Below are 19,395 nucleotides of genomic sequence, written 5' to 3' on the forward strand. Positions count from 1 at the left end.
CAATCCTTTAGAGAAGCGCCTGCTGGATGTGTGACTTGATAACATCTAGCGCTATTTGATTTTTTCCGCCTTGTGTTACTACTACATCAGCAGTAAAACGACTGGGCTCGATGAATTGGTGATACATGGGTTTAACCGTTTCCTCATATTGCTTAGCAACGGAGTCTATGGTTCTTCCTCTTTCTTTTATATCACGCATCATTCTGCGCATGAGGCAGATATCAAGAGGCGTATCTACAAAGATTTTTACGTCATACAACGGAAGTAAGTCTGAACGCGCAAGCAGCATGATCCCTTCTAAAATAATCACGGGTGCGGGGTTTAAACGTTCCGTTTCAGGTAATCGCGTATGCGTTTTAAAGCAATAATGCGGATAGTCTATAGGTTGACCTTCTCGCAACGCCTGAAGATGGGCTTTTAATAGCTCATGCTCAAACGCGTTAGGATGGTCGTAGTTATTTTTTTCCCTAGCTTCCATGGGCAAGTGATCTTGTGCGCGATAATAGTGATCTTCGCGCAACACTTGAACAGGACGGCCTTGAGCTTCAAAACCGTTAAATAAATTTTGCGTAAATAACGACTTTCCAGAACCCGAAGCTCCAGAAATGGCAATAATTAAAGGCGATTGCATAATACTATAAAGCTGATTTTATTGGTGCAAAGATACGCGTTTAGCCCTCATGAATCAATGCCATATTCACGATTATCGAGATTTTGGATCGGTCTTTGCTAGCTCAAAGCCCGAACTTCCATGTATTTTCAAGGTATTGCGAGAGACTAGCCTTTGGTTTCAAATATTTTACAAATGGTCAAAAAATAGTTAGTTTCCAATAATTTCCACATCTTCTAATGATAATTGGGTTAATGCGTAGGAATGTTGTTTGGAGCGCGACCCTTCACCCTGCGCGCGGGGCGGATAATAGCGTTCTTTTTCTACGCTATAGCCGTTAAATACCTCGTCTAATGCCGCACGAATTTCACTAAGGGTCTTATCTAAGTTGGCATTGAAGTCGGGGCGCTTGCGTTTGGTATGACCCAACTCAATTAATCTGCCGAAGGTTTTATTGGCCAATATAATTAAATCGCCAGGCACATCTTTGTGGGGGGGTAAAGCTTGTTCGGGATTCATAGCGCAGTATTTAATTAAGGCGGTATAGAAACACAAAGGTTTGTTTTGCAGTACTACCGTGGTGCCGTTCACGCTGTTACCCAAGGTTTTATCTCTTAAATTAATCACTAATTTGGGTTGCGGCGGAAGCGTGATGGTTTCACTTTCCACTGGAACCTTCACTTTTGACTGTTTTACTGCATACAAAGGCGCAACCAATAAAGCTAAGAAGAAGCTCCAAACACTGAATGACAATTGGCTATACAAAGGCATTGAGGCAAAAGTAACAGATATTTCTTGTTCAGCGTTGGTCAACAGTACTTCTTCTTCTACGCTAAATGCTTGAGAAAAAGAATCTTGTGATACGGCTTGAATAGACTTTACTCGCGCAGGGTAGTTTGTTTTTGCGAGATAACCATTTATTTCTTTCAGGTATTTTTTTACGGCGTAACTGTTAACGGGCGTTAATAGGGTTGCATTTCCAATGTCGAGAAAAGCGCTATCTAGAACTACACGGCGCTCTAGGTTATCTAATGCATGGTGTCGGCTGCCATGAGCCCCCATGAGTTGAAAAACAGCACTAATGGATTGTAGGGTGGCGAAAATGATCAGTGCGGAAATGGCCACTCTGGCGTTAAATTTATATTTTTCATCATTCATGGGTTGCGCATCCCTCTTCCAAAATTAATGTCTTGTAATAAGGACGGGGGTGAGAGTCAGAGATATCTTTCACAACCTGTTGCATGGCGCAAAAGAGGTCTGTGTTTTTGGTTTGCATTTTTAGAAACCACTGCATACCACTCACTGTTTCTTGAAGGGGCATGGCGTAATTCTTTGATAATGACTCATTGTCTTCTACGGCCCAGTAAGATGAAATGATATCAACTTCACCGGCTAATAATGCGCGTCTTAATTCTTTGTGCGAACTGTAGTAATTGATATCAACATTATTGGCACTTAATCCAAGTTCCTGCATCACCGTTTTAGGCACGATGTGGCCAGACCGGCTGCTTGGGTAATCCAATAGACCAAAGCGTTTGCCCAATAAGTACTCTTTATCGAGTACGGGCTTTTCCCGTAGCGATATAAAATAAGCACTATAATTTGGATGCGCAGCAATGCGTGTTAAGCCATATATCTCATCGGCACCAAAGGCTTCAACCACATTTTTCTTAATTAACGCTAAATCCACCACACCGTGGTTAATGTATCGAAAGGTATCGTAGTCGCTTTGCCCTATAACAATGCGAACCTCGCCATACTGCCTTTTAATGATTTTATTACTACACAAGCGATCGAGGGCCATTTGTGCAATACCATGGTCGGTAACATAAACCGAGAAAACGTCTTTATTTCCCTGCAGTTCAGTGGCGCAGGACAAAGTTTGGCCAGTAAGCGGGGGAACTTCTGGAAAATTATTTACATTAGAAAAATAGCCCGCACTGCTGCAAATAAATGCAGCAATAACGAATAATATCCACCTTCCGGTAGCAACAATTCTGACTTTTGCCAAAAAAAAGACCAAATGAATTAATGATTTGTATAGTGATTTCATCAGCTAAGGTTATTTAATGCAATAGGTAAATTTATTTTAATCATCTATGTATATGATTATCAATGGAATTATATAAGTTAACCTGAATTTGGTTAAACGCTGTTTATTAGTGCTCAATGTGCCAAGAATAGAATCCAGAAAAATAATAAATGCTTGATAATTATAATAAGTAAAACAACTTGACCACTTGGTCAAGTTAGGCTGAGGAAGGCAAGGGGACACAAGCGCTAGCCAAATAATTAAAATTGTAAGTTTTGTAATAAATTTGACATGAAGGTCAATGACAATTCATGCGATTTACGAGTTAGCAATCTCAAACGTTTTTTCATATATCAGAGGTGGTAGTAGAAAGTATTTTCTCTCTACCCCAATAAAAGAAATTTAAACAAAAAAGGGAAACACACATGAAAACATCAGCTAAGTTGAGCCGCATCGCGGCGGCTGTTGCTTTGTCGGTTGGTCTATCTACAACCGCCATGGCGCAGGTTACCTCTTCTGAACTTAACGGTCAGATACTTGCACCAAACGGCAGCCCAGCAGTAGGCACGGTAATCAAAGTTACTCACTTACCTACAGGTGCAGTAAAAACAGTTACCGTTAATAATGGTGGTACTTTCAGCCTTCGTGGTCTTCGCGTTGGTGGTCCATACACTATCGAAATCGATTCTGATGAATACGCCGATCAAACAATCAGCGACGTATACCTAGAACTAGGTGAGTCAGCGTCTATCGAGCGTTCTTTAGAAAACGCCGCTGACTACGAAAACATCGTTGTTACTGCATCTCAAGTTAGCAGCCTTTCATTCGGTCAAGTAGGCCCATCTGCCAGCTTCGACCTTTCAACCCTTGAACAGGCACCGGCAATCAACCGTGACATCACCGACATCGTACGTATCGACCCACGTATCTATGTTGACGAAGGTGGCTCAGGCGGTATTCAATGTGTTGGTAAAAGCCCACGTTTCAACAGCTTGACTGTTGACGGCGTACGCATGAACGACCTTTTTGGTCTTAACTCAAATGGCTACCCTACTGAAAGAATGCCTTTCTCTTACGACGCCATTGAAGGTGTTTCTGTTGAAATCGCACCTTTTGACGTTATTTACGGTGGCTTCTCAGCGTGTAACATCAGTGCAGTAAGTAAAACGGGTACTAACGAAGTACACGGTACTGCGTTCTATGATTACGGTAGCGACAGCCTACGCGGTGATTCACTTGAAGGTGATGATGTTAACCTAGGTTCTTATACTGAAAAGCGTTATGGCTTTAGTGTGGGTGCTCCACTAATTGAAGACACGTTATTCATCTTCGCTGCTTATGAGAAACTTGAAGGCGCAAACACCTTTGACCGTGGTGCAATTGGCACAGGTGCTATCAATGAAGTTGCCATTTCGCAAGAGCAATTAGCGCAAATTCAGTCAGTTTCTCAGTCTCTTTATAACTTTGATGCTGGCACCACGCCGCTTAGCATGCCAAACGAAGATGAAAAACTGCTTGTTAAGTTAGACTGGAACATCAATGACAGCCACCGTTTTGCTCTAACATACAATTATAACGATGGTAACAACTTCGCGGAATCTGATGGTGATTCTGATGAATTTGAGTTGTCTAGCCACTTGTACGAGCGCGGCGCAGAACTAGAATCATTTGTTGGTGTACTTTACTCTGACTGGACTGATAAGTTCTCGACTGAAATTCGTATTTCACGTACTAAACTAGATAACCTTCAACGTTCTATGTACGGTGACGGCACTCCAGGCGGAAATGATTTTGGTGAAATCAAAATTGAGCTTGGTAACGACACAGAAAGCGATGATGATGACTTAACGGTTTATTTAGGTTCTGACGATAGCCGTCAAGCAAACGACCTAGATTGGGATGCAACCAGCATCATGCTTCGTGGTAACTATTACTTCGATAATGGTCACACGTTAACCTTTGGTTACGAAAGCGATAAGCTAGAAATTTATAACCTTTTCGTTCAGCATGCTGAAACCAGTATCTTGTTTGAAAGCCTAGAAGACTTTGTTGCAGGTACAAATGCAGAAATCGAATACGGCTATGCATACTCTGGTGACCTGAATGACCGTGCAGCTGAGTGGGGTTACACTTCACACTCAACTTACGCGCAAGATGAGTTCTACCTAACAGACGATTTGAAAGTGGTTGCTGGTTTACGTTACGACTGGATCACAACGTCTGACAAGCCTGTAGAAAATGCTGAGTTCTTAGCACAAAACAACTACAGCAACACCGCTAACCTTGATGGCATTAGCTTACTTCAGCCACGTATTGGTCTTAACTATACCCTTAGCGATGATACAGAGCTTCGTGGTGGTATCGGCTTGTTCTCAGGTGGTAACCCTAACGTTTGGATGACAAACAACTACCAGAACACCAACGTGACTGGCGGTGAAGTAGACAATACTTATGCAGACTTGTTTGACGGCAGCATCACTTGGGTTAACACCGAAGACGGCGTAACAGCAGGTCCTGGTTACTCGGTTCCAGGTGACTTAGACGAAGCTATGTCGGCTGCTACAGGTAGTAACTTTGAAAGTAACAACCTAGACCCAGATTTCGAAATGCCTAGTGAGTGGAAAATCTCTGCGGGTATGACGCATATCAACGAAGAAGACTACGTATTCAATCTTGATTTATTAGTAAGTGTTACTCAAGATCAAGCCATGATTAAGTACTTAGGCATTGAAGAAGTAGGTTTCACTGACGATGGTTACATTGATTACGACAGAAACGGTTACGGTTCACTTGAACTAACTAACTCTGACGAAACATCAACGTCTTACTCATTGACTGCGACCATGAATAAATCATGGGACAACGGTATCTCTGTTGTGACTGGTTATAACTACAGCCACGCTGAAGATGTACAGCCAATGACAAGCTCAGTAGCGTTTTCAAACTACCAATACAGAGCGTTCACTAATCCAAATGAAGAAGTGTCTTCACTTTCTGATTGGAATATTGAACACCGCTTCACATTGGATTTACGTTACACCACGTCGTTCTTTGATGGCTTAGATACTACTTTCTCTGCCTTTGCTGTTGCGCAATCTGGACGTCCTTACAGTCTTGTTTACTCAAAAGACGATGGCAACGGTATCTTTGGTTTCACTCCGTACTTGGATAGCGGAAGTGTACTTCCTATGGGTACAGAGCGTAACGAAGAATCTAGCCCTTGGTGGGCGAAGGTAGATATTGCTGTTCGTCAAGATATTCCAGCGTTCCACGCAGACCATACTGCACAAGTATCATTTGTGATTGATAACTTCACAAACATGCTGAACGATGATTGGGGTATTCTTGAAGAAGCATCATTCAACACAGTTACTATTGGTTCTACCAATGCTACGCCACGCCAGGGTGATGCGTCACTTTGGGAAATGCGTGTAGGTGTTAACTACCGCTTCTAATCAAATGATTTAAACCATTTGTAGTGTTAGGCGCCACTTTCCTTTATGGGGGTGGCGCTTTTTTTCGTCTGCTGTTTACCTTAGTTCGTTAGTTTCTCGTCGCATCCTCGTACTTATACTGATCCTATTTCTATCCCTTCACGAAACAACTCATACTGAAATTGTTCATACAGAGCTAAGGAGTTCATATGTCTAAGTCGATGTTGATGGTCATGACATCTCATGAGTTGATGGGTGATACTGGAAAAAAAACGGGAATGTGGCTTGAAGAGTTCGCTTCACCTTATTATGCCTTTAAGGACGCAGGTTACTCGATTACCTTGGCGTCTCCTATGGGTGGGCAGGTACCAATAGACCCTAATAGTTTAGAAGATGACGCCATGACCGACGATGCTATTCGATACACGAAAGATGAACTAGCGCGTAGTGCAATGGCGGCAACGATTCCATTGGAAGATGTGAGAGCCGAAGAATTTGATGCGGTATTTTATCCGGGCGGTCACGGCCCCTTATGGGATCTTTCTGACAATGCGCACTCAATTAAACTGATTGAAGACACTATTGCGTCGGGCAAGCCGGTTGGTGCCGTATGCCACGCACCTATTGTACTAAAAGACGTAAAAGCCGCGGATGGTGAGTTGCTAGTGAAGGGTAAATCAGTCACTGGCTTCACGAACAGCGAAGAAGATGCCATGGGGTTAACCGATGTTGTGCCTTATTTGGTGGAAGATGAACTGGTGAAAAGCGGTGGTAAGTTCGAAAAAGCGGATAATTTCGCAGTGAAAGTGTGTACCGATGGCTTGCTTGTTACCGGACAAAACCCGCCATCTTCACGCCCCGCGGCGGATGCATTAATCGCGCTATTAAACTAGCTAAATTGAGTTAAGTTAGTTCGGGCAAAGAAAAGGCCGCCCATACTGGCGGCCTCAGATTGATGATAAACCCCTCTTTTTTCGGAGGGGTTTATTTTTTCTAGCAGCCGAAGGCTGCGATCGCGATATTTTTTAATAAGGCGTTTTTGTTTTAGTGTTGAGCTCTTAGAGGGCAATAAGTGAGTCATTTACTCGATTAGCGGGTTTGCGAGCGAGATTTGAGGGTATTTAGGCTTATACAGCCTTGGCTAAGGCCATTTTCTTCATGTTTTGACATGCAGCGGCTAGCAGACACTGCATCGAGACCTTACTGAGTCCGCGATAGCGACAGTATCGATGTCCGTGGTGTTGTTTTGCATCTGCGAAGCTTCGTTCTACCGTTTCAGCTCGCCTTCGATATTGCTTCTTCCCCCATTCACTTAATCTGACTTCGTTTGCGTTCTCGACACTCTTCTGCCAGACATGGCGCGTTATAACTTTTGTGTGATTCTTACTGTTTGTACATTGCTTACGAACGGGACAGCTTATGCATTGCTTCGCATCAGAGTGATACTGGCGGTAGCCTTCGCGGTTAGTGGTGTTGTAAGCAATAACCTGGCCTTGGGGGCATGTGTATGTATCAGATTCTGTGTCGTATACATACTCGCGTTTAGCGAAGTAGCCTTTCTTTTTCGTAGGGCGACGATACCCCATTACACCAATCAGTTGTCGCGCTTCGAGGTGATGACACACCGCGGCGGTGAAGTAGCCCGCGTCGAGACCAACGGCAATATGGTTGAGTTTGAAGGTGTCTCTAGCTCTATCAATACGCGCAATGATAGGTTGGCTATCGTGAACATTTCCTGGTGTCGCGTGTGTATCAACGATAATACCGTGACGCCCATCTACGATGCGATGGTCTAGGTAGAAAAGCCCTTGGGCTTCTCATCGCGCACCATAAAACCACTATCAGGGTCAGTGCGGCTGACTTTCGTAGGCTTCGTGCAAGGCTTGTCTTCCTTACACTTCAGGGGCTTTTTCCCTCTAACTCCCTGTCTTTGGTTACTGCTTCGTTTAGCTGTTCCACATAAGCTGACGGTGTCACCTTCAAGTCTTTTATGTCGAAGCGTTTCTTGTTGGCGTTCGCTTTTAAGTGCGTGCTATCGGCAAACAAACTCTTACCACCAATGAGTCCTTGCTTCATGGCCTGACGCACAATGTTGTCGAAGATAACCTGATAGATATCGCTGTCTTTAAAACGCTTGATGCGGTTTTGACTCAGCGTGGAATGGTGAATCACATCTTCCGTCAATCCCATACCTAAGAACCAGCGATACGCCACATTTACTTGTATCTCTTTAATGAGGCGTCGCTCACTACTGATACCAAATAAATAACCGAGAAACAGAATTTTAAAAAAGCGTACGGGGTCAACCGAAGGGCGACCGTTATTCTGACAATATAGATGAGCCACCTCATCGCGGATAAACTCAAAATCTATCGCCATATCAATTAAACGAACCAAGTGGTCTTCTGGTACCAGTTCATTGATATATACGGTTTCAAACTCGTATTGTTGTGGGGACTTTGGGGTTAGCATGGTGAACACTCCGAATTTCACTATGCCTATTAGATCAAAGCCCCAGACTTTCGTCTAGGGCTTTTTCAACAGTCTGAGGCCGCCCATACTGGCGGCCTTGTTTTTTTACCATAGATTCCGAGGCTTTAGAAACTCGCTTGTACTTTGAAATTCAAGGTACGACCTAGCGGATCATACAAGCCATCGTCGTAGCCACGCCATTCACCTGGATCGAATTCAACAAGCTCGTCCGTTAAGTTGTTCACACCTGCAGTTACTTTCACGTTGTCATTCACTTGATAGGATACTGTGACATTGTGTTTAAAGTAGTTATCTGCGAATTCATAGTAGGTGTAGTATTCATCACCGTGAGAACCAATGAATAGCGTACGCCATGACGCTGTCCATTTGTCACCGTCGTTCCAGTCTAGCGTAATATTACCGCGGTTATCTGGGAAGAAAAGCTCTCCTGCATAGTCAATTCCTTCTTCCTCATAACTAAATACGTGAGAATATTCTAGGTTAACACCGAAATCCCCGATAGAAGTAGGCAGGTTATAGTTGGCTGTAAAATCTAACCCGCTTGTGGTGACTTGTGCATAGTTGATGTAGCCCGACGTGATAGACACAATTTGGCCTGAACTATTGCGCTCAATGTTAGACGATGTCCCGTCGGTATCTACGGCAATTAAGTCGTCAACATCGATAGACTCGATTTTGTTCTCGTAGTCGTACTGATAGTATGACAGCTCAAGTGACAAGTTATCCGTAGCATCATAAACCACACCAAAGGTTAATGATTCAGAGTTTTCAGGTTCAAGGTCTGGGTTGCCACCGTAGTAAGTCAGATGTTGCTGTGTGGTTGAACAGTAACTTGTATCTGATTCAGCATAACCTAAGGTATCACAGTAGTAAGTGTCGTAGGCAGACGGGAAACCATAGGAAATAGTGGCAAACATTTCGCTCATGGTAGGGGTTCTAAATGCTTCACCCCAGCTTGCACGAAGCAATAAGTCTTCTGTTGGACGCCATGAAACGCCGAGTTTTGGCACTGTGTCAGAGAACTCTGCGGTTGAGATGTCTTCGCCAGTATCACCTTCTAACTCGTAGCCGTCGTAACGCAGTGCAGCTGACAGCTCCACTTCATAGGGTAGGGTAACGGCTAACTCAGTGTAATACGATTGGCGTTCACGGCTTGCGTAAACGTCGTCGCCACCAGAGCCACCAGAAATGATACCTAATCCAGACTCAGGGTCTGAAATTTGCTCAAAGTCTAAGTAAGAGTACTCAGCCCCGAAGACAGCACTAATGCTAATATGCTCATTAGAGTATATTTCGCCTGAAATACTGGCATCAATAATGTCACGTTGCTGTGTAGACTGATAAGTACCTGTGTGATCTGCCGTAGCAAGGAGCTCTGCATTATAAGTTTCCCAATCTTCTACGCTAAGCCCTTGAACATTGAATAGATCTAATTCTTCAGAATCAATAAGGTCTTGTACGACGGTATCGTTAACCAGGTTATAGTTAAACACTTCTTCTTTAGCGTTGGTACGCTGATAATAAACCTGCCAATCCCATTCACTACTGCCAAGCTCTACATAACCCTCTAAACCCGCAACTGCTTCAAAGGTGGTTTTTTCTGTGGTGGTATCGCGGGTACCTAGGCTTGTTGTACGGAAATAAATGCTACCATCTTCATCATAGGGATTCATGGCATTGTCTGCATCAATGGTTAATGTTGAAGTAGACACTGGGGTGGCAGCGTAGCGTGTGTCGGTAGAGGTTTGAAGTGCTGAAAAGCGGCTCACAAAATGTAAGTTATCAGAAATATCGTATTCAATTTTGGTCAAAAGAGAGTTTTTCTCTGATGCGCCATACAGCCATGTAGAGTTACCGTAATAGTAACCGCAACGGTCGCCCACGTTTACCGTATCATCTACTTCACCGCACAGCTCTTCGTTAAACTGTAGAGTAGAACTGCCTGACGCTAAAAAGTTGGCTACGGGGCTAAACGTTGAATAGCTAGTACCAGCGTACTCACCATTTACTGCCACATCGGTCACTTCTTGGGTATTCGCGTGTTCTGCAATAAATACGATGCTGCCTTTATCGTTAGTGACACCTGCAGCCATGTTAAATTGGTTACTGTTACCGCCATCTACACCCGGATCTTCGAAGGTATAGCCAAGTTCAACACCATCAAATTCACTTTTGGTAATGATGTTGATTACACCTGCAACCGCGTCAGACCCGTAAATTGCTGATGCACCGTCCCGTAGAATTTCAATGCGCTCTACGATGCTCATAGGAATCATCGACATGTCCGATGAGGAACCACCGTCGTATCCTAGGCCCGGTAAACGTCGCCCATCCATCAATACTAAGGTGGCGCCAGCCCCTAGACCACGTAAGTTTACTTCGCTGGATGCTGATGCACCGCTGCCATAACCCGACTGACCTCTAAAAGAGCCAAAGGTGTTTATGGAGCTATTTCTTAAAACGTCTGCAACCGTAGTATCACCTGATAGCTCGATAGACTCGGCGGTGATAACAGTTACCGGTGAAACCGCTTCTAAATCTACTCGCTTAATACGTGAACCCGTTACCTGAATTCTTTCTGTTGGCTCGGTTTCTTCGTTGTCTTCAATTGTCTGCGCGCTAACCTGCGGCATAGTAAGCAGACTTGCAGAACCCGCAATTAATAGACCTTTTCTGACGCCTAAACTAAGCTTTTTAATATCGAACATTTTAATTCCCCTTTTGAACAACTTGCTGCCAATTAAATTAGCGTTGCTCTTATTAGTTTTATTTTTCGACAGATGTGATTTGTCGAGAGAATTAAGCACTTGGTCGAGGTGTTTGGCAATTGGTCACTAATGTTTATTACACATTACTTTCCATATTTTCTAAATTCTTACAAAGTTTACGGGAACAGTAGTATATTTTGTGCTCGTCAAACTCTTTGACTTAGTTGATCTGAAAGGTAAGTGCATGCTTACTATTTCGAGGAGTATGAAGTGTTTTCTTGATGGGAAAATCTCTTTGCGTGAACTTTACGCGCGTTTGCAGAAAACTTGTAGATGGCTATGTTACATTTTAGTCGTGTGTTAGAAAATTTGTATCTCCCTGGTACAAGTTCCTTTGCCGCTAATATTTATTAGCGGCTTTTTTTGATTTAAATTTAATTTATACATTCCGTTCAAATTAAATTTAAACGCATTATACATTTTCAAATAAATCTTCAACACGTTGTCTTAGTTCTTCTATTTGAGTGACATCTGCGGGTGCAATAAAAATAGTGTCGTCACCGGCTATGGTGCCTAGTACCCCATCTTTTTTACTGAGTGAATCTAGTAAACGAGCAATAAGTTGTGCAGCTCCTGGACTGGTTCGAATAATGACCATCACATTATTGTGCACAATATCTAATACCAACTGTTTAAGCGGGCTTTTTGCCGTTGGCATGCCTAACTCTGGGGGCAAACAATACACCATGTCGCCGCGCGCATTTCGGGTACGAACAGCGCCAAACTTACTGAGCATACGAGATATTTTAGATTGGCTTATATTATCGAAGCCTTGTGCTTTTAGTGCTTCAACAATGTCGCCTTGCGAACCGTAACTTTCCGCTTTTAAAATCTCTTTGAAGGCTTTTATTAATTGTTCTTGCTTTACGTTAGCCATAATGTCCTTTTTGCGTCGTTAGGATAATTTTAAATCTAATTTTTATTAGCATATATTGTGCCCCACAGGTACACTTTACGCAATTTGTTTGCATAACCATGCATGATAATGAATATCGGTGTGAAATCGTCTTAAAACTCAGTAATAAGACGATCCGATGATTGAGTTTTCCCCCGCGTTGCATTAGTGTGACGTTCCGTTTAAATACGTGAAGTAATCCCATAGGAGAAATGGTATGAAAGTAGCCGTGTTAGGTGCTGCCGGTGGTATTGGTCAGGCGCTGTCTTTGTTGTTAAAAACGCAATTGCCAGCAGGTTCAGATTTAGCGCTTTACGACGTAGCGCCAGTTGTTCCTGGTGTAGCCGTTGATTTGAGCCACATCCCCACTGCGGTAAAAGTAACCGGTCACGGTAAAGATGACCTAGCTGGTGCACTAACTGGAGCAGACGTTGTTCTTATTCCAGCAGGTATGCCTCGTAAGCCAGGTATGGATCGTTCAGATCTGTTCAACATCAACGCCGGCATTGTTAAAAACCTTATTGAAGGTGTCGCTGATAACTGCCCTGATGCGTGTGTTGGCATCATCACTAACCCTGTTAACACAACTGTTGCTATTGCTGCTGAAACGCTAAAAGCAAAAGGCGTTTACAACAAAAACAAACTTTTTGGTGTAACAACGCTTGATGTTATCCGCGCTGAAACCTTTGTTGCTGAGCTTAAAGGTGTAGACGTATCTTCTGTGCACGTACCGGTAATCGGTGGTCACTCTGGGACTACAATCCTTCCGCTTCTTTCACAAGTTGAAGGCGTTGAGTTCACAGACGAAGAAGTGTCTAGCCTAACAACGCGTATCCAAAACGCGGGTACTGAAGTGGTTGAAGCGAAAGCGGGCGGCGGCTCTGCAACCCTATCTATGGGTCAAGCAGCGGCACGTTTCTGTTTGTCTCTTGTATCTGCAATGCAGGGCGAGAATGTAGTTGAGTACACTTATGTACAAACTGACGACAGCGACGACGCAGCATTCTTTGCACACCCAGTTCGCTTAGGCGCAAACGGTGTTGAAGAAATCTTGCCTTACGGCGAGCTAAGCGCGTTTGAAGAAAAAGCGAAAAGCGACATGCTTGAAGGCCTACGTGGCGACATCAAGCTAGGCGTTGACTTCGTAAACGGCTAATAGTGCCCTTGGCGGGTTAGCCTGAAAAGGCAATCAAAACGTAGGCCCGCCGTGAATACGTCCCTGTAGGCTTCGCCACCGCATCCATGCGGTGGAGAGCCTACATTTTAATTACCTTCCCAGTCTTTACACCAACATGCGATCTTATCGGACCTCATTACTCTAGAGAGTAGAAAGACTGTTACGACCTTACGTATCCAGCCTTTTTTGTTACATCCATGTCGGCTTCGCCACCGCATCCCTGCGCGGGCTCTTGGAAAAGTTAAAGCCTACTTATCAAAGTCGTTCCAATTCAAAACACCTCAATAAATCAGTCACTGAAGTTATTTTAGAAAAAAGACAGTCTGTTACGACCTTACGTATCCAGCTATCAGCTTTCCTGTATTGTCCTTTATTAGTGTTTGGTCTTTTTTTTGGGGGGGAAGGAGGTACTCTTACTTAACTGATTGGAATGACATAAGTTTAAAAAGGACGTGCTATGACTGACATGTTAAGAAGTGGGGAATTGCCAATGTATATGTTGGTGTTACCCATTGTTCATTTTATTGTTTTAATAGGGATTATGGCCTTAGCTAAGGAGAAAAGCCGCTCTAAGCTTACGGCGTTCATATTGGGTATGATCCCTTTCTTCAATACCTTTGTTCTGCTCGTTTATGTGGGTCTTCCCGTTAAACAACATCGTGGCGCTTAACAAGCGCCAGTTATCCTTTTATTTAAACCATAATCATCTTCCCCTCATTAACACATTTTTGAGCAAATGCTTTTTGTTTGAGTTTATGCTCTTTTGCTGGTAAATGCCGTACTATAGTCTACGCTTTTGAAACGCATTTATATCAAGCTGTAGGGTTAAAGGAATGCGTATCTTTTCGTTGTAGTGAATATTCTTATTAATAAAAACAGGCATTAAGTAAGAGGAAGTAATATGAGCAATGCAAAGTTAGGTGATGTCAATGATTCGGTAAAAAAATGCCCGGTCATGCATGGTGGTATGACTGCCACAGGCACAACAGTCATGGACTGGTGGCCAGAAGCCTTAAACTTAGACATTCTGCATCAGCACGATACCAAGACTAACCCTATGGGTGAAGACTTCAACTATCGTGAAGAAGTCAAAAAATTAGATTTTCAGGCACTGAAAAAAGACGTTACAGACCTAATGACCGACTCGCAGCCTTGGTGGCCGGCGGATTGGGGCCATTACGGCGGTTTGATGATTCGTATGTCGTGGCACGCGGCTGGTTCTTATCGCATTGCCGATGGTAGAGGTGGTGCATCTACCGGCAACCAGCGTTTTGCGCCGCTTAATTCGTGGCCAGACAACGTTAACTTAGATAAAGCCCGTCGCTTACTTTGGCCTATTAAAAAGAAATATGGCAACAAACTGAGCTGGGCGGATTTATTTGTTCTTGCGGGTACAATCGCCTATGAAAGTATGGGCCTTAAAACCTATGGGTTTGCGTTTGGGCGTGAAGACATCTGGCACCCCGAAAAGGACGTATACTGGGGGGCAGAAAAAGAATGGTTAGCACCCAGTGATGAACGTTATGAAGACGTGGAAAGCGCAGAGACAATGGAAAACCCATTGGCCGCTGTGCAGATGGGCCTTATTTACGTAAACCCTGAAGGCGTTAACGGTAAGCCGGACCCACTTAAAACCGCTGCCCATGTACGCGAAACCTTTGCACGTATGGCAATGAACGACGAAGAAACCGTTGCGTTAGCAGCCGGTGGTCACACGGTAGGTAAGTGTCACGGTAACGGCAGTGCGGAAGCATTAGGGCCCGATCCAGAAGGTGCGGGTATTGAAGAAGCGGGTCTTGGCTGGATGAACCATGAAAGCCGCAGCATTGGCCGCGATACGGTATCAAGTGGTATTGAAGGGGCATGGACGACCCATCCTACTCAATGGGATAACGGTTATTTTCATTTGTTGCTTAATTACGATTGGGAATTGAAAAAGTCGCCAGCCGGTGCTGAGCAGTGGGAGCCAATCAACATTAAGGAAGAAGATAAGCCTGTTGATGTAGAAGACCCATCAAAGCGCTATAACCCTATCATGACTGATGCTGATATGGCGATGAAGATGGATCCGGAATATCGCAAAATTTCTGAGAAGTTTTACAACGATCATGAGTACTTCAGTGAAGTATTTGCCCGTGCGTGGTTTAAGTTAACTCACCGTGACCTTGGCCCTAAAGTACGTTACATAGGCCCAGATGTACCGGAAGAAACACTGATTTGGCAAGATCCTGTGCCAGCTGGCAGTACGTCTTATGACGTGGATGCGTTAAAAGCAAAAATTGCGGACTCTGGTTTGAGCATAGGTGAAATGGTTGCCACTGCCTGGGACAGTGCTCGCACGTTCCGTGGTTCAGACCTACGGGGTGGTGCTAATGGTGCGCGTATTCGTTTAGCGCCGCAAAAAGACTGGGAAGGCAATGAGCCTGCGCGTTTAAACAAGGTATTGGAAGTGTTGGCGCCCCTTGCTGAACAAGCAGGCGCTAGCTTGGCGGATACTATTGTACTTGCAGGTAATGTGGGTATTGAAAAAGCGATTAAAGCAGCGGGCTTTAGTGAAAGTGTGCCGTTTGCGGCAGGCCGCGGAGACGCCACCGATGAAATGACGGACGCCGAGTCTTTTGCGCCTCTAGAACCATTAGCAGACGGTTTCAGAAATTATCTGCAAAAGGACTATGTGGTTAAACCTGAAGAGATGATGCTAGATAAAGCACAACTATTGGGCTTAACGGCAAAAGAAATGACGGTGCTGGTGGGCGGTATGCGTATGCTAGGTACTAACTTTGACGGTACCAAACATGGTGAGTTTTCCGATAGCGTTGGCGCACTCACCACGGATTTCTTCGTTAATCTTACTGATATGAAGTACACTTGGAAGCCGACGGGTAAAAATAGCTATGCTATTGTTGATAGAGCATCTGGTGATGAAGTTTATACTGCAACGCGCTTCGACCTAGTGTTTGGTTCAAACTCTGTGCTGCGCGCTTACGCTGAGCTATACGCGCAAGATGATAGCAAAGAGAAGTTTGTGAAAGACTTTGTGGCGGCATGGACAAAAGTCATGAACGCCGACCGTTTTGATTTAACCTGTTAATAGCTATTAAAACCCGCTATATACAGCGCTTTAAATAAAAAGCCCGCTTCAATTGAAGCGGGCTTTTTCATTCTCCAAGGCACTTAAGACAATGCCTTATTGGTAAGTATCACGTACTAGCCTGTGTTTCGCATACCAATGGCGATACCGGCAATGGTAACCATCATGGCGCGTTCTAGACTGGTGTTTTGTGCGTCATCACCGGCTTTACGGATACGATCTAGAAGTTCGATTTGCAGGTAATGAAGTGGTTGAAGGTACGCTGCACGTATCTCCATCGACTCTTTCCCCTGCGGGTCGTTTTTCATTATGTCGTCTTCGCCAGTGATTGCCAGCAGCGATGAAATACTTTCTTTAAGCTCGCTACGCAGCGCTTCACCGAAGTGCTTAAGTTCTTTTGGCACTAAACGCTCATCATAGGCTTCACTGATGCGCGGATCGGCTTTATGGAACACCATGTCTAGCATAGAAAGGCGCGAACGATAGAACGGCCATTCGCTGAACATCTCGTTGACCACTTTCTCGTTTTCTGGTGTTTTAACGCTATCAATAGCGCGCATCACCCCTAACCAACTAGGAAGTACTAGGCGGGTTTGTGCCCAAGCGAAAATCCAAGGAATAGCACGTAGGCTTTCAATACCGCCTTGCGGCTTACGCTTCGCAGGACGACTACCCAATGGCAGTTTACCTAACTCTTGCTCTGGCGTTGCGACGCGGAAGTAAGGCACAAATTCTTCATCGTGACGTACGGTAGCGCGGTAATTGTCTCGACCTTGTGCTGCCATAGTAGTGATAAGCTCACGCCATTCTTCTTTTGGCGCCGGAGGCGGAAATAACATGGCTTCAATAATGGCACTAGCATAGATGCCTAGGCTTCGCTTCGCCAGTTTTGGCATACCGAACTTATAGCGAATGGTTTCGCCCTGTTCTGTTACGCGGAAACCGCCTTCTAGTGAGCCCGGAGGCTGTGAGTAAATTGCCGCGTGTGCAGGCAAGCCACCACGACCAATAGTACCACCACGCCCATGGAACAAAGTCAGAGACACATCATATTCTTCGGCAATAGCAACAAGGGCTTCTTGCGACTGATATTGGGCCCAACCAGCGGCTAGCGCACCGGCATCTTTCGCTGAGTCAGAGTAACCAATCATGACGAACTGGCGACCCTTCACGTAACCGCGATACCAGTCAATAGACAGTAGCTTACGCATGACGTCAGGCGAGTTGTTTAAATCGTCCAGGGTTTCAAACAATGGTGCTACTGGCATTGGCCAATCTACACCGCTTTCTTGAAGAAGAAGTTGAACCGCCATGACATCAGATGGCTCACTGGCCATTGAGATAATGTAAATACCAAAACCGTGTTTACTGTGCTTGGCAATGACTTTACAGGTATCAAGCACTTCTTTGACATCGTCAGACGCTTCCCATTGTGCAGGGAATAGCGGACGTTTTGAGCCTAGTTCGCGAAGTAAGAAGGCTTGCTTGTCAGCCTCGCTCCACTGGGCGTAGTCGCCAAGTCCGAGGTAACGGGTTAGTTCACTGAAAACGTCGGCGTGACGCTCTGAGTCTTGGCGTACGTCAAGACGTAGAAGGTGAATACCAAATACGCGTGCGCGACGGATAGTGTCTAACAATAGGCCATTGGCGACCACTTGCATACCGCAATCAAGTAATGACTGGTAGCAAAGCATCAAAGGTTCGATTAGCTCATCGTCGCTCTCAACCCAGTTCGAAGTATCTGGGTTTTTACCTGCAAGGTAATCGCTAATACCATCACGGGTAGTCACAAACTTGCTGACCAACGGTCGTAACAGGGCGCGGTAGGGTTCGTTTGCATCGCCTACTTTGGCGCGTAGTTCATCGTTGCAATCGTACATTGAAAGTTCAACTTGCAAACGATCAAGGTCAATCGCGAATAGTTTAGCCGCGCGCTTTCTTGCTAGCAGCAATACTTGCTCGGTCACTTTTGAGGTAACAAATGGATTACCGTCGCGGTCACCACCCATCCAAGAACTGAACTGCACGGGTGAAGAATCTAGCGGCAGTGAAATCTGGTAGTCTTCATTTAAGCGGCTATCTAACTCGCGCATGAAGTCAGGAACCGCTTCCCATAACGAGTTTTCTATAACAGAGAAACCCCAGCGGGCTTCGTCTACCGGGGTAGGGCGAACCGAACGGATTTCTTCTGTATGCCAAGCCTGCGCGATTAAATCGGCAATTCGGGTTTCAACTTTTTTACGCTCAACATCGCTAAGCGATTCTTGATGAACCGCTTGTAAGCAGTTAGCCAATTCCTTGTGCTTATGAATGAGTGTGCGGCGAGTCACTTCGGTGGGGTGAGCCGTCAACACTAAGTCGATGTTCAGTTTCCCGACAGCTTCTTGTACTTTATCCTTAGTAAGTTCCGCTTTATCTAAGTGCTCGAAAAGCGTGTCGATAGAGGCATCAACATTCATTGCTGCATTATATTCCTGCTCAGCAATGTTGCCCAAGTTTAAGAACTGCGCGAAAGCGCGACCCACAGTTAATAAGTCGCTGTCGGTCATGGTTTTGAAAGTTTCTTTCAGTTCTTCGCTGCACGCAGCGTCACCTTGATAGGATGCGCGGCCATCTTTTCGAATCTTTTCAATTCGATTTAACCACTCATCTCCCAATTGGTTTTTGATGGTTTCACCAAGGGTTTTTCCAAGGTAGCGAACGGTATCTTTTAGTTCAGCATCGTAGTGTGTTTGCATGCTTTCCTCCCAATTATATGGCGATAACCATACTGTTTCCTTTACAACTTGTCTAACCTCTTTAAGTTATAATTTACAACATTTTGATAGTTTTGCCCCCTCTTTAACATTGCGCAAAGCAAGATAAATTAGGGTGTGATACACTCTTGCACCGGAA

General features: G+C 44.6%; 11 protein-coding genes and 1 pseudogene. 5 read left to right on the forward strand and 7 right to left on the reverse strand.

Annotated elements, in window-relative coordinates:
* Positions 1-7 precede the first annotated feature (7 nt).
* From udk to IUA53_RS02960, 3 genes are all read right to left on the reverse strand, one after another.
* Entirely contained in the window at positions 8-631 is a 624-nt protein-coding gene (gene udk / locus IUA53_RS02950; RefSeq protein ID WP_044058158.1) for a uridine kinase, read from the reverse strand.
* A gap of 189 nt (positions 632-820) precedes the next feature.
* Positions 821-1,768 (reverse strand): hypothetical protein, encoded by a 948-nt coding sequence (locus tag IUA53_RS02955; RefSeq protein WP_044448718.1) that lies wholly within the window; start codon positions 1,766-1,768, stop codon positions 821-823.
* Entirely contained in the window at positions 1,761-2,621 is an 861-nt protein-coding gene (locus IUA53_RS02960; RefSeq protein WP_231401246.1) for an ABC transporter substrate-binding protein, read from the reverse strand. The genes IUA53_RS02955 and IUA53_RS02960 overlap by 8 nt, the downstream gene beginning before the upstream one ends.
* 446 nt (positions 2,622-3,067) lie before the next feature.
* Between IUA53_RS02960 and IUA53_RS02965 the strand changes: the two genes are divergently transcribed.
* The gene (locus IUA53_RS02965) at positions 3,068-6,097 is read left to right on the forward strand and encodes a TonB-dependent receptor (RefSeq protein WP_044448716.1); all 3,030 of its coding nucleotides are present in this window, start codon (positions 3,068-3,070) and stop codon (positions 6,095-6,097) included.
* A 188-nt stretch (positions 6,098-6,285) separates the two neighbouring features.
* Positions 6,286-6,969 (forward strand): type 1 glutamine amidotransferase domain-containing protein, encoded by a 684-nt coding sequence (locus tag IUA53_RS02970; protein WP_196898326.1) that lies wholly within the window; start codon positions 6,286-6,288, stop codon positions 6,967-6,969.
* A 234-nt stretch (positions 6,970-7,203) separates the two neighbouring features.
* On the opposite strand, the pseudogene IUA53_RS02975 reads toward IUA53_RS02970, so the two are convergent.
* The 3 genes and pseudogenes from IUA53_RS02975 to argR form a co-directional block, all read right to left on the reverse strand.
* Positions 7,204-8,548 (reverse strand): annotated as a pseudogene (locus IUA53_RS02975) (IS1182 family transposase).
* Positions 8,549-8,673: 125 nt separating this feature from the next.
* Positions 8,674-11,277 (reverse strand): TonB-dependent receptor, encoded by a 2,604-nt coding sequence (locus tag IUA53_RS02980; protein WP_196898328.1) that lies wholly within the window; start codon positions 11,275-11,277, stop codon positions 8,674-8,676.
* 472 nt (positions 11,278-11,749) lie between these two features.
* Entirely contained in the window at positions 11,750-12,214 is a 465-nt protein-coding gene (gene argR, locus IUA53_RS02985) for a transcriptional regulator ArgR (RefSeq protein WP_044058152.1), read from the reverse strand.
* Between the two features lie 235 nt (positions 12,215-12,449).
* On the opposite strand from argR, the gene mdh reads away from it, so the two are divergent.
* The 3 genes from mdh to katG all read left to right on the forward strand — a co-directional run bounded on the left by mdh (position 12,450) and on the right by katG (position 16,500).
* Positions 12,450-13,388 carry a malate dehydrogenase gene (mdh, locus tag IUA53_RS02990; RefSeq protein WP_196898330.1) on the forward strand — a complete coding sequence of 313 codons (939 nt, stop codon included), beginning with the start codon at positions 12,450-12,452 and terminating at the stop codon, positions 13,386-13,388.
* A gap of 478 nt (positions 13,389-13,866) precedes the next feature.
* Positions 13,867-14,079: a hypothetical protein gene (locus tag IUA53_RS02995; protein ID WP_044058150.1), complete on the forward strand. Its 213-nt coding sequence runs from the start codon at positions 13,867-13,869 to the stop codon at positions 14,077-14,079.
* A gap of 231 nt (positions 14,080-14,310) precedes the next feature.
* Positions 14,311-16,500, forward strand: a complete 2,190-nt coding sequence (gene katG, locus IUA53_RS03000) for a catalase/peroxidase HPI (RefSeq protein ID WP_196898332.1) — start codon at positions 14,311-14,313, stop codon at positions 16,498-16,500.
* A 116-nt stretch (positions 16,501-16,616) separates the two neighbouring features.
* Here katG and ppc read toward each other — a convergent pair whose 3' ends face one another.
* Complete coding sequence (gene ppc / locus IUA53_RS03005) at positions 16,617-19,238, reverse strand: phosphoenolpyruvate carboxylase (RefSeq protein WP_044058148.1); 2,622 nt, start codon at positions 19,236-19,238, stop codon at positions 16,617-16,619.
* Between the last annotated feature and the right edge of the window lie 157 nt (positions 19,239-19,395).

The sequence above is a fragment of the Alteromonas sp. B31-7 genome, from assembly GCF_015767655.1.
In the GTDB taxonomy this organism is placed as follows: Bacteria; Pseudomonadota; Gammaproteobacteria; order Enterobacterales; family Alteromonadaceae; genus Alteromonas; species Alteromonas australica.